At 41.0% G+C, this 12,425-nt stretch carries 9 protein-coding genes; 2 read left to right on the top strand and 7 right to left on the bottom strand.

Going from position 1 to position 12,425, the window contains the following annotated elements; all coding sequences use genetic code 11:
• Positions 1 to 13: 13 nt before the first annotated feature.
• The 4 genes from IPP86_13835 to IPP86_13820 all read right to left on the bottom strand — a co-directional run bounded on the left by IPP86_13835 (position 14) and on the right by IPP86_13820 (position 6,826).
• Positions 14 to 1,267: a TolC family protein gene (locus tag IPP86_13835; GenBank protein ID MBL0139590.1), complete on the bottom strand. Its 1,254-nt coding sequence runs from the start codon at positions 1,265 to 1,267 to the stop codon at positions 14 to 16.
• A 106-nt stretch (positions 1,268 to 1,373) separates the two neighbouring features.
• Entirely contained in the window at positions 1,374 to 4,445 is a 3,072-nt protein-coding gene (locus IPP86_13830; protein MBL0139589.1) for an efflux RND transporter permease subunit, read from the bottom strand.
• Positions 4,446 to 4,500: 55 nt separating this feature from the next.
• Complete coding sequence (locus tag IPP86_13825) at positions 4,501 to 5,565, bottom strand: efflux RND transporter periplasmic adaptor subunit (GenBank protein MBL0139588.1); 1,065 nt, start codon at positions 5,563 to 5,565, stop codon at positions 4,501 to 4,503.
• A 178-nt stretch (positions 5,566 to 5,743) separates the two neighbouring features.
• Entirely contained in the window at positions 5,744 to 6,826 is a 1,083-nt protein-coding gene (locus tag IPP86_13820) for a PD40 domain-containing protein (GenBank protein ID MBL0139587.1), read from the bottom strand.
• Between the two features lie 248 nt (positions 6,827 to 7,074).
• Here IPP86_13820 and IPP86_13815 point away from each other — a divergent pair, with 248 nt between their 5' ends.
• The gene (locus tag IPP86_13815) at positions 7,075 to 9,123 is read left to right on the top strand and encodes a M13 family metallopeptidase (protein ID MBL0139586.1); all 2,049 of its coding nucleotides are present in this window, start codon (positions 7,075 to 7,077) and stop codon (positions 9,121 to 9,123) included.
• Positions 9,124 to 9,177: 54 nt separating this feature from the next.
• On the opposite strand, the gene IPP86_13810 is transcribed toward IPP86_13815, so the two are convergent.
• The gene (locus IPP86_13810; protein ID MBL0139585.1) at positions 9,178 to 9,711 is read right to left on the bottom strand and encodes a GNAT family N-acetyltransferase; all 534 of its coding nucleotides are present in this window, start codon (positions 9,709 to 9,711) and stop codon (positions 9,178 to 9,180) included.
• Between the two features lie 167 nt (positions 9,712 to 9,878).
• On the opposite strand from IPP86_13810, the gene IPP86_13805 reads away from it, so the two are divergent.
• On the top strand, positions 9,879 to 10,442 hold the full coding sequence (locus tag IPP86_13805; protein ID MBL0139584.1) for a fasciclin domain-containing protein: 564 nt from the start codon (positions 9,879 to 9,881) through the stop codon (positions 10,440 to 10,442).
• 96 nt (positions 10,443 to 10,538) lie between these two features.
• On the opposite strand, the gene IPP86_13800 is transcribed toward IPP86_13805, so the two are convergent.
• Positions 10,539 to 11,225 carry a hypothetical protein gene (locus IPP86_13800; protein ID MBL0139583.1) on the bottom strand — a complete coding sequence of 229 codons (687 nt, stop codon included), beginning with the start codon at positions 11,223 to 11,225 and terminating at the stop codon, positions 10,539 to 10,541.
• A gap of 37 nt (positions 11,226 to 11,262) precedes the next feature.
• Positions 11,263 to 12,294 carry a tRNA (adenosine(37)-N6)-threonylcarbamoyltransferase complex transferase subunit TsaD gene (gene tsaD, locus IPP86_13795; GenBank protein MBL0139582.1) on the bottom strand — a complete coding sequence of 344 codons (1,032 nt, stop codon included), beginning with the start codon at positions 12,292 to 12,294 and terminating at the stop codon, positions 11,263 to 11,265.
• Positions 12,295 to 12,425: the final 131 nt, after the last annotated feature.

The raw sequence follows: 12,425 nt of genomic DNA, 5'->3' as shown, positions 1-12,425 counted from the left end.
AAGATAATCTTTTCTAGTGAATCAAATCACCATTGAGTCTTCGAAGTAATGTTTCAGATACTTTGGTATTGTAGCGGGCTGAAACCAGACGCAGATTGGCTGCTTCAAATGTCGATTGAGCATTTTTTACTTCTACAAGACTACTCGCACCAATACGAAATTTCTCCTGCGCTACTTTTAAAATTTCACGGGCGTATTCAATGTTTTCTTCTTCGAGTTTTAAGGTGGCCTTTTGATTTGTGAAATTACGATATGCATTCAGCAGTTCAGCTGAAATTTCCTGACGTGATTGCTCAACCAAAAGCTGACTGCTCTTCAAATTCAAACGGGCATTTTTTATTTGTGAAGAAAGAATAAATCCGTTGAACAGTGGGAGGGAAGCGGTAATGCCATAATTCAATCCGGTGTTTTGATTCAGCAAAACGAATCCCACTTCATTTTTCACTTTTGTGAATTGATATGCTCCGTTTAAAGAAATTTTCGGAAGCCTCGACCCTTGCAATTCTTTCAAGCCCAATTTTGAAATCTGTTCATTTCTTTCAAAATACTTCAGCGTGTGATTTTTTGAAAGTACCGAATTCCGCAGGTCCTCCAGGGAAGGAGAATAGTTAATGATAATGGTATCCGTAACATCAAACGAACTGCTGAGTTCTTTATTCATGAACTGATTGAGCTGAATCTTCGCTGCTTCCAGTGCGGATTGCTGATTAAGTTCGGCCGAACGCAAGGCGTTGAGATCAGTTTTTGTCTGCAGGAAGTCAAGTCTTGAACCGGATCCATTTCCCAACCGCCTTTCCGCGATATGCATACGTTCTTCCGCATATTTAATTTCTTCCCTTGTTGATGCGAGCAATTGCTTTTGCTGTACAATGGAATAATAAGTGGATATAACCTCCTGCAAAGTGGATTCCATTTGAACCTTTAACTTCTCCTCACTTTGATAATAGAGCTCTCCGAGCTTTTCCCTAGTCGCGAACATTTTCAACCCGTCAAAAACAGTCCATACAGCGCTTGCGTTGGCGTTCAGATTATCCGTACTCACATTGTCGCGATTTACTTCCAGACCACTGGAATAACTTTGACGTGTATTCTGATTGGAAGTAGAATATGAACCGTTCAAATCAAGTTTTGGCAACATGCCGGCCATACCAGCATGATCGTTGTTTTTGTTTTGATCTCTTTCAATGCCGGCAATTTTTACATCAAAATTATTTAGCAAGGAATTTTCTATTGCTTTATCAAGCGTAAGCAAAGAATCCTGTGCCATGACACTTCCGGAATTGAAACAGGAGCATATCCAAAAGCTAAACAAAACCAGGACCTGTTTAGTAAATAAAACCGGCCCGGTTATTTCGTTCTTTTGAATCGTTAAACTATTCTTCCGCTTCATGTTTCTTTGTCCTCGAAATATATGTATACATCACCGGAATAACGTAGAGAGTAAGCACCAATGAAAACAACAAGCCGCCCACTACTACAATTCCCATCGGAATCCGGCTTTGAGCGCCACTTCCCAGTCCAATTGCAATAGGCAGGGCTCCGAGTATGGTAGCGATACTGGTCATCAGGATAGGTCTGAGACGAAGCGTGGAAGCCTCTATGGCAGCATCCTTTACTGATAAACCTTTCTCCCTTTGCTTATTCGCGAATTCTACAATGAGAATACCATTTTTTGTCACCAATCCGATTAGCATGATGATACCGATCTGACTGAAAATATTCAGCGTCTGGTTAAACAGCCACAAACTCAACACAGCTCCACCCAAAGCCAGAGGAACAGTAAGCATGATGATAAACGGATCGATAAAACTTTCAAACTGCGCTGCAAGGATGAGATAAATAAGAACCAATGCCAGAATAAAGGCAAAGAGAATATTTGAACTGCTTTCCGCATAATCCCGTGAAGGTCCTGTCAACGCAGTGGAGAAGGATTCATCCAATACTTTTTCCCCGATTGCATTCATAGCGTCAATGCCGTCACCAATGGTTTTTCCGGGAGCCAGACCTGCCTGCACCGTGGCTGATTTGTAACGATTGAAATGATACAATTGAGGAGGACTGCTTTCTTCAACAACCTGAATCAGATTGTCCAAAGGAATCATCTCACCGGTCCGGTTGCGTATGCTAAGTGTTTTAAGATCCAATGGCTCATCCCTGTTTTCCCGGTCCATCTGTCCAATAACCTGGTATTGCTTACCACTCATATTGAAATATGACATTCTCTTACCGCTATAGGCAAGCTGAAGTGTTTGCGCAATATCATTTACTGAAACTCCCAAAGCACTGGCTCGCTCTCGATCAATGCTAATATTGAGCTCCGGTTTGTTGAATTTCAGATTCACATCCACTCCCTGAAATACAGGATTTTTATTTACCTCTTCAATAAATTTAGGCAGATAGGTTTTCAACTTATCAAAAGAGGCATTTTCTAAGACAAACTGAACGGGGAGTCCGTTCCGCGCACCGCCACCGCCGGCACTGATAGTTTGCTCCTGGATAACAAAGGCTTTTCCCTCAGGAAAATATTTTAAATTCTTATTCAGATAATCCGCGATCTGTTGTTGGGAACGGTTTCTGTCTTTTGGATCCACCAATGCTAAACGCACAAATCCTGAATTCACTGCTCCAGATCCTGCAAAACCGGGTGCGGTGACTGTGAGTACAACTTTTTTCTCCGGAATAGAATCTACAAGGAAAGTTGAAATTCTGTCCATGTAATGATCCATATATTCGTAAGCTGTCCCTTCCGGTGCACTCGCGGTGAGCCTCAACCAGCTTCTGTCTTCAAGTGGAGATAACTCAGATTGTAACAAAGAACCAACTCCCCAGATCAAACCAACAGTAGCAAAGAGTATCAATACTGCCCATCTTCGTTGTTTCATGAAACTTGTCAGTGAACGACGGTAACGATCAATCATTCCACTAAAAAATGGCTCAGTAGCCAGGTAAAATTTAGAATGCTTGTGAGTAGTTCTTGATAGTTTTACGTTTAGTACAGGAGTAAGTGTCAGGGATACAAACGCGGAAATTAAAATAGCGCCTGCCATCACAATCCCAAACTCCCTGAAAAGCCGGCCAACAAATCCTTGCAAAAAGATGATTGGTAAAAAGACCACAGCGAGTGTAAGAGAAGTAGAAACCACCGCGAAGAAAATTTCATTCGCTCCTTCACGGGCTGCATCCGCGGGTTTTAAACCGGCTTCAAGTTTTTTATAAATATTTTCGGTCACAACAATCCCATCATCAACAACAAGTCCCGTTGCGAGTACAATCGCAAGAAGAGTCAGGATATTGATGGAGAATCCCGCCAGGTACATAATGAAAAACGCGCCTATCAGTGAGACCGGAATATCAATCAAAGGACGGATAGCAATCAGCCATTCCCTGAAAAAGAGATAAATGATGATCACAACCAACAAGAACGCGATCAACAATGTTTCTTCAACTTCAAGAACGGAAGAGCGAACAAACTTTGTATTGTCAAGGGCAATATTCAGCATCAAATCCTTGGGCAGATCCTTCTTTAATTGCTCGTAACGTTTGTAGAATTCATCAGCAATTTCAATGTAATTGGATCCCGGTTGAGGCACAAGGGCCAAACCTATCATCGGTGTTCCGCTTTGCTTTAAAATGGTCTCTTCATTTTCAGGACCAAGGGTTGCATAGCCGACATCCTTCAGACGAATGGTTTGTGTTCCGTTTGATGAAATGATCAGATTATTGAACTCATCTTCTGTATTAAGTTTTCCCTTTGTATTTACAGTGAGCTCCGTTGATGAACCGGCCAGTTTACCGGCAGGCAATTCAACATTTTCCCGATTCAATGCGTTCTGAATATCCAGTGGAGTCAGAGAATAACCCGCAAGTCGGGCAGGATCCATCCAGATCCGCATCGCGTATTTTTTCTCCCCCCAGATCTGAACCGTACTTACTCCCGGAATCGTTTGTAAACGTTCCAGTATAATATTGGACGCATAATCACTCACCTGCAGGTGATTCCGGGTACTGCTCTCCACAGTCATAGAAATAATCGCGTCGCTGTTCGCATCCGATTTTGTAACAACCGGTGGAGCGTCAATGTCCTGTGGTAATTGCCGCAGTGCCTGAGAAACTTTATCCCTCACATCATTCGCTGCCGCTTCCAGATCAACTTCCAGTGTAAATTCGACAGTGATATTACTCGTTCCAAGATTACTATTCGAAGAAATGGAACGTATCCCGGCTATCCCGTTAATGGCTTTTTCTAGTGGCTCCGTTATTTGTGATTCAATAACTTCAGCGTTTGCACCGGCATAAGAGGTCCTCACAGTAATCACCGGTGGATCAATGGAAGGATATTCCCGGACACCTAAAAAATTAAATCCAATCCAGCCAAAAAGCATGATGATGATAGACATCACCATCGCGAATACCGGCCGTTTTAGACTTAATGATGAAAGACTCATAGAATCGGGAACAAATGAATTAGAATCAATTCTTATTTTTAAAAAATATTCTCAATCAGTTTTTAACTTTCACATTTATGAGCATATCCGGGCGCATTTGCATGATTCCGGTTGTCAGAACTGTATCACCTTCATTCAAACCTTCGGTGATCTGTACGGTTGAATCATTCCTTAACCCAAGTCTTACTTTCATTGGTTTCGCTTTTCCATTCTTTACCGTATATACTTTGTAGCCTTTCAATTCAGGAATGACAGATTGAGTTGGAATGAGAATGGCATTTTCAATGCGTGAAAGTGGAACGTCAATTTTTGCAAGTGCACCTGGAATCAAGTCGTGATGCGGATTCGGGCAAATCGCCCTGAGTGTCAGAGACCGTGTTGCCAGATCAATTTTTGGTTCATAAGCATAAACTTTGCCTTTGAATTTTCCTTTTGCAGACTCAACTGTGAAATGTACTTCCGTATTCATTCCAAGAGTAGAAAAATATTTTTCCGGAATCGAAAATTCAAGTTTCATCGGATCTACTTCCTGAAGTGTCGCAATCCGGGTGTTTGCACTAATAAAAGATCCTTCACTAACTGTTCTCAAACCAACCACACCATTGAACGGAGCCCTTATTTCTGTCTTGCTGATCTGTGCCCTGATCTGATCAATATCCGCTTTGATTTTATTCAATGAGTTTAATGCAAGATCATATTCCTGTTGACTGATTCCCTGGATGTCAAGCAAATCTTTCTGACGTATTTCATTTTTCTCAGCCAACTGCTTATCAACTTCAGACTTTTTTAATTGTGCCTGCAAATCATCATCATCAATTTTTACAAGTAAATCGCCTTTACGAACAGTTGTGCCCTCTTGAAAACCCAGTTTCACAATTCTTCCGGGTATTTCATTTCTCAATTCAACTTCATTATTTGACAATAGTGTTCCTGTAGCATAGATCTGATCATCGAGTGGCAGAGCAGATACAATTACTCCTGAAACAGAAAGGGGAGCTGAGGATTTTCCCGAACCTCCGGACGGATTCATTTGATTTTTTCCGTTTGAACATTTATTAACATAAATGACAACAGCTATCAAAACAATCGCAAGTAGTAATAAGATGCGTCCTGGTTTCATAATTTAATCTGAAAAAAGCAATCCTTCGAAAAATTCGATGGAGAAATATAAAGCAAACATAAGAAAAAGGCTGCGATTGCTTTTTCTTTGCTTAATACCGACGGTGAAAAAGTGAATTTAACCCATAATAAAACTCGAAATCAGCCTAACAAATTCTGTATCGTGCTGGTGTTGAACATTATTTCCATTCAGCAATAAACAAGTTTGTATCGTGGGTACCTCCATTGTTTCTGTTGCTTGAAAAGACCAGCCTTTTACCATCCCTTGAAAAAACAGGAAAGGCGTCAAATACAGGATCAAAACTTACTTGCTCCAAACCTGACCCATCCAGATTACACATCCACAAATTGAAATGATAACCTTTAGAAACGTGGTTGCTCGAGAAGATTACTTTTTTTCCGTCCGGACTGAAATAAGGTGCCCAGTTAGCACCTCCGAGATTTGTAACCTGGCGTAAACCACTTCCATCTACATTACAGGTCATAATTTCCATATTGGTGGGCATCACTTGTCCCTGTGAAAGAAGTGATTTGTAAGTAGCAATTTCCTCCTCAGTCTTCGGACGACTTGCACGGAAAATTAAACGTTTTCCATCTTGTGAAAAGAAAGCTCCGCCATCATAACCCAGTACATTGGTAACCTGTTTCACATCGCTGCCATCAATGTTCATTGTATACAAATCAATATCACCATTGCGTGTGGATGTAAATACTATTTTATCACCTTTAGGACTTACGGTTGCCTCAGCATCATAACCGGGTTGATTGGTAAGCTGTTTACGCACATTCCCCTTTAGATCAGCGACAAAAATGTCAAAGGAATCATACAATGCCCAAACATATTTATGATCCGGACGTGGTTCCGGTTTTGGCGGACAGTCTTTTGATGCCAGGTGTGTGGATGCGTAAAGTACCAGTGAATCACCGGGAAGAAAATACGAACATGTAGTGCGTCCTTTTCCGGTACTCACAAGACTTGGAGAAAAATAATCTAAGCCTGAGTAATAGATCTGATCACAGGAAACATTCCAGGCAGGATTTGTTGTTTGAAATACAATTCTTGTGTTATCAAAACTGAAATAAGCTTCTGCATTATCACCACCAAAGGTTAGCTGTTTCACATTTTTGAAGTGCTTTTCAGATTTGAAATGTATAGTTGTATCAGGTTTAGCATCTGATTTAGCATGAGGGTCCTGGGATACACCTGTTTTGAAAAACAATACAGCACAAATGGCAATAATTCCAAACAGAACTCTTTTCATATTCATGATTTTTTGCGAAGCTAAGAAATGAAGATCAATCACTCTGTCACAGTCCTGCAACTTTATCCACAAATTTCGACATACATATTACCTTGAAATCCAAAGAGTCAAGCCCTGTATTGCCGGATTAGTTAACAATCGTTAATCCTGTCGAAAAACTCAACATTTCATTAGCTTTGTAACCCATAATTTTATCATAATCTTATCTACCACGAAAAACCTGAACGCATTAAAACTAAATATTCAAAATGAAAAAACTGATTTTATTACCGGCAGTGATCCTACTTTTCTGGTCCTGCGCTTCAAAAAAAACCGACCAACAGGCGAATGTCACACAGGATGATTTTCTCTGGCAATGGATCGACACAACTGTTCAACCGGGAACTGATTTTTTCAAATATGCAACAGGAACCTGGATGAAGCAAAATCCAATTCCTGAAAGCGAAAGAAGATGGGGTATTGCAAACCTTGTCAGAGATGACAACTACACGAAACTTCGCCAATTGAGCGATGAAGCAGCTGCTGATAAGTCTGCGCAAAAGGGGAGTAATGCTCAAAAGATAGGAGATTTCTGGTCAACAGGAATGGACTCAGCTGCTATTGAGGCTCAGGGCATAAAACCATTACAAGCCCAGTTGGATAAAATCAATGCGTTGCAAAGTGTTTCCGATGTTGTCAATCTCATCGCAGACTTCCAGGTAAATATTGGCTCTCCTTTATTCGGCGCCTATATTTTTCAGGATGAAATGAACAGTGAAAAATACGCCCTGCATTTTTACCAGGGTGGAATCGGATTACCGGATCGTGATTACTATTTCAACACCGATAGCCGCACTGCCAACATTCGTAAAGAATATGTTCTTCACCTGACCCGCATGTTTGGTTTACTTGGGGAAGACGGAGTAACCGCTAATCGCAGTGCCGCGGCGGTCATGAAAATTGAAACAGACCTGGCAAAAGCTTCTCGTAAATTGGAAGATCTGCGTGACCCCTATGCGAATTACAACAAAATGTCTGTCGGGGATTTCACTAAAATTACTCCATCCATTCAATGGAAAGATATTTTGACCCGGATGAGCCTGAATAATATCGATTCCGTGATCATTGGCCAGCCAGAATTTTATAAGCAAGTAGAAAAGAGCCTGAATACAGTTTCACTTCCGGAATGGAAAACATACCTGCGCTGGAATCTTGTAAACAGCTTTGCGGATCAGCTGAGTTCAGCATTCGATAAAGAGAACTTTGCATTCTACGGAACTGTGATGTCAGGCGTAAAAACGCAACGCCCTCGTTGGAAACGCGTACTCGATGAACAGGAAGGTTTTCTTGGTGATGCGCTTGGGCAACTTTATGTAGCGAAATACGTGCCTCAAAGCATGCGTGAGCGTTACGACAAACTCGTACAGAACATGCTTGACACATATCAGGAAAGAATAAAAGGTCTTCCCTGGATGAGCGACAATACAAAACAAAAAGCACTCTATAAGCTCTCTAAAATTAACCGTAAAGTATGTTTTCCTGACAAGTGGAAAGACTATTCCAAACTTGAGATTTCCCGTGATTCTTATGTTCAGAATGTCATGAATTGCAGAGCATGGTCTTACAATTATGAGGTTGCAAAATTATATAAACCGGTTGATCGTACCGAATGGGAAATGACCCCTCAAACTTATAATGCATATTACAATCCTTCCAACAACGAAATCGTTTTACCGGCAGCCCAATTCCTGATTCCCGGACTTCCTGATTCACTGGCTGATGATGCCATCATTTACGGTTATGCTGCGGCATCTACCATCGGACATGAACTTACACACGGTTTTGATGATCAGGGTCGTCAGTTTGATGCAAGTGGTAATCTTCAAAACTGGTGGACTGTTGATGATTCGGTTAAATTCACAAAACAGGCAAATATTCTTGTGAAACAATTCAGCGATTATGTAGTCCTGGATAGCCTTCATGTAAATGGAGAAGCTTCTCTTGGGGAAAATATCGCCGACCTGGGTGGTGTTGTAATTGGACTGGAAGCATTCAAGAAAACTGAGCAATTCAAAAAAGGGGAGAAGATCGATGGTCTGACACCTCTGCAAAGATATTTCCTTGGATACACCCTCGGTTGGCTCGGCCATGCGCGTGATGCCTCTCTCGCGATGCAGGTGATGACTGACGTGCATGCACCGAATTTTCTTCGTGTGAACGGTCCGCTCAGCAATGTGCCTGAATTCTATGAAGCCTTTAATATCAAAGATGGTGATCCGATGTACAGACCGGATAGCTTAAGAGTAAAAATCTGGTAATAGGTTTTAATCAAGAAAAGAGGCTGGAGAAAAATCTTCAGCCTCTTTTTTTATTCAGATTCCATTTAGAAATTCAGTCTTGTGTATGGAATAAATTAAAGTGTCATCCGTTTTATTGTTTTTTATGATGTTCTGTCGGATCGTAGCTTCTTTTTTGAATCCCGCTTTTTCCAAAGCTCTCGCGGATGCAGTATTTCTGCCGAACACTTCTGCGTAAATCCTTGTCAAGCGAGTTGTTTCAAAAATGTATTCGGTCATGACCCGGAGTACCTCAGGAATAATTCCTCTTCCCCAAAATGGTTCACCAATCCAATACCCGATTTCAGCATTGTACTTGTAAATATTGTCTTTAGGGAAATACCCTATACTGCCAATTGCTTCACCGCCTACTTCAATCGCGAAAATGGTCACAGGATCTGTCGCCTGAACTGAAGCTATAAATTTATGAGCTTCTTCCAGGGAGTAAGGGAAAGGAAAACCATCCCTGAGATTGGCTTCGATTTTATTATTATTCGCATACTTTGCCAATGCCTCAGCATCCGATTCTTTCCAGTTTCTGACGGTACTTTTTTCGGATTTAAGATACATAAAACACCCTCAAAATTTCATATTTTAGAAGATAATGAACGGAAAGATACGATTTCCTATTTTTTTACATGATGAAAATAATATAAATCCTTGAGCATAGTCATATTTGAATAATTAGGTTCAAAATATCTTCGGAGAATCATTCACGAAATCCAAATCACACACATATGAAAAAACAGATTCTTTTTACCCTGACAATCGTAGGAGTATTATCTTTCTTTGGAGCCTGCAAAAATGCTCCTGAAAACGAAGGTGATAATCAAACTACAACGGAAGCAGTCGAGCAACCCGCTGGTGGTGGCCAATCCGCTGTTGCTGATGATGTATCCCAACCAAATGTTGTAAAAGTCGCTATTGGTTCAAAAGACCATACAACACTTGTTGCTGCTGTTAAAGCTGCCGAATTGGTTGATGCTTTGTCAAACAATGGTCCGTTTACGGTTTTTGCTCCAACAAATGCTGCTTTTGACGCATTGCCTGCAGGAACAGTTGAAAATTTAGTGAAACCGGAAAACAAAGACAAGCTGCAAAATATACTGTACAATCATGTGCTTGTGGGTGTTTTCAAAGCTGAAAGTTTCCAGGACGGTCAAACAGTTACAATGTTTGGTGGAAACAAAGTAAAAGTTAGTCTGAAGGACGGAAAAGTATACCTTGGAAATGCAGCTATCGTTGCATCTGTTCCTGCTTCAAACGGAATTGTTCACGTAGTGGATGCAGTCATGCAATAAATCGATTATTATCAGGTTTGTGTTTATTAAAAGGTTCCTCACCATGGTGGGGAACTTTTTTTTATTTCCTGAAGACACGGAATAACTTGTAAAAAATTAATAGCCAATGACCTTTAGGTTGAAATCAGCAGCTTCATCAGATAAAGCTCCTTTGCTTGATCGTGAAATTAAAACCCGGTAAGAACCACCACGGACGATGATACCTTCCCAGCTTTTTACTGGAACACTGGTGATTTCATGTTCACCGTCAAAAAATTGAAAATCAATTCCCGTCTCCTTAGTGACCAATTCCAGTTTGATCTGTTTGGCAGATTGAAGATTGAATGTGTACTCTTTTATTACACCGGGAGCAATGGTGCCCATAAAACCGGATAAAACGATGCCTTCAGAATTCTTTCCGAATGGTACCATTCTGAAAGAATGCTTGACATCCTGCTTTGAGATGATCAGTTTGTCAACAGTTATTGTATCCACAGCAAACACTTCAGTCTGACTTCCTCTGGTCATGGTGTTGAAAGTAAGGACAAGACTGTCGCTTCCTTTAAATTCCCAATTCCCATTCAGTTCACTTGCGACAAGACTAAAACTGCCATCAGTATTAAAAAGATATCCTTCATTGTTCAAAATGCTGTCTTTGTCAAGACTCCACAAGCCATACAAAAATTGATGTGATGCAGTTTTGGGATCTAACTCGACCACCATTTTTTGTTCCGGATTACTTTTTTTCTGAGTACAACCGGAAACAAGTATGAGAAAATACAATAAAGTGTACCGTTTAATCATGATGAAGATTTTTCTGTTTTAAATACAATCAAAGCCCTTAAAATGGCATCCGTGCAAGCGGAGCAATATCCTGATTTGTGAAATCACCGGCAAGGAATTTCCGGTAACCAACCATTGCGATCATCGCCGCATTATCTGTGCAATATGAAAATGGAGGAATAAAAACTTCCCAATTCAATTTTTCCTGAAGATTCATCAGCGCATTCCGTAACCCCTGGTTCGCACTGACTCCTCCTGCTATCGCAATTTGCCGGATCCCGGTCTCGCGTGATGCTCTTTTTAATTTCTCTAGCAGAATATTCACAATAGTGTACTGGATGCTCGCAGCGATATCTGCCTTGTTCTTTTCAATGAAATCCGGATCGGATTGCATCTGATCTCTGATGAAGTAAAGAAATGAAGTCTTTAGTCCACTGAAACTAAAACTCAATCCCGGCATTTGAGGATGTGGAAATGCAAAACGTTGAGGATTGCCTTCTTTTGCCAAACGATCAATCATGGGACCACCGGGATAAGGAAGACCCATAATCTTTGCAGCTTTATCAAAAGCTTCTCCTGCAGCATCATCCTGGGTTTCCCCGAGAATATCCATACTCAGATAATCATTGACCTTCACAATTTGTGTGTGACCACCGGATACCGTCAGACATAAAAACGGAAATTCCGGGGTTCTTTTTTGACTGGTTTCTGACTGAATGAAATGAGCAAGTACATGTCCTTGCATGTGATTGACATCAATCATCGGAATCCCCAGTCCCAGCGAGAAAGCTTTTGAAAAAGACACGCCTACCAGTAAAGCACCCATCAAACCCGGGCCTCTTGTAAAGGCAACGGCATTCAGTTGGTTTTTGGTTATATTTGCCTGTCGGAGAGCCTCCTCAACTACAGGAATAATCTTTTGCTGATGGGCACGCGATGCAAGTTCAGGAACCACTCCGCCATAGTATTCGTGAATAAGTGTTTGATTGGCAACAACATTTGAAAGCTCCCGGTCGTTCATCAACACAGCCGCGGATGTTTCATCACAGGATGATTCTATGCCAAGGATATAAACAGGATTAGGATTCACGGTACGAAGATTGCTGAATTATTACCTTTTCAAGCCTCAAAAATATCAAAAAAGCCGGTCGCATCTTACTTTGGATTCTGGGGATCGTATTATTATCCCTGGGCGGACTCTTTTTAGCTCTTCAGTTCGAT

Source organism: Bacteroidota bacterium, assembly GCA_016720935.1.
Taxonomy (GTDB): domain Bacteria; phylum Bacteroidota; class Bacteroidia; order AKYH767-A; family 2013-40CM-41-45; genus JADKJP01.
The sequence above is the reverse complement of the archived record's forward strand: the minus strand, read 5'-3'. Positions and strand labels throughout refer to the sequence as shown.

Coding starts and splice junctions, on each gene's coding strand:
- IPP86_13835 (MBL0139590.1), bottom strand. CDS start 1,267: ATGGCACAGGATTCTTTGCTTACGCTTGATAAAGCAATAGAAAATTCC.
- IPP86_13825 (MBL0139588.1), bottom strand. CDS start 5,565: ATGAAACCAGGACGCATCTTATTACTACTTGCGATTGTTTTGATAGCT.
- IPP86_13805 (MBL0139584.1), top strand. CDS start 9,879: ATGAAAAAACAGATTCTTTTTACCCTGACAATCGTAGGAGTATTATCT.
- IPP86_13815 (MBL0139586.1), top strand. CDS start 7,075: ATGAAAAAACTGATTTTATTACCGGCAGTGATCCTACTTTTCTGGTCC.
- IPP86_13810 (MBL0139585.1), bottom strand. CDS start 9,711: ATGTATCTTAAATCCGAAAAAAGTACCGTCAGAAACTGGAAAGAATCG.
- IPP86_13830 (MBL0139589.1), bottom strand. CDS start 4,445: ATGAGTCTTTCATCATTAAGTCTAAAACGGCCGGTATTCGCGATGGTG.
- IPP86_13800 (MBL0139583.1), bottom strand. CDS start 11,225: ATGATTAAACGGTACACTTTATTGTATTTTCTCATACTTGTTTCCGGT.
- IPP86_13820 (MBL0139587.1), bottom strand. CDS start 6,826: ATGAAAAGAGTTCTGTTTGGAATTATTGCCATTTGTGCTGTATTGTTT.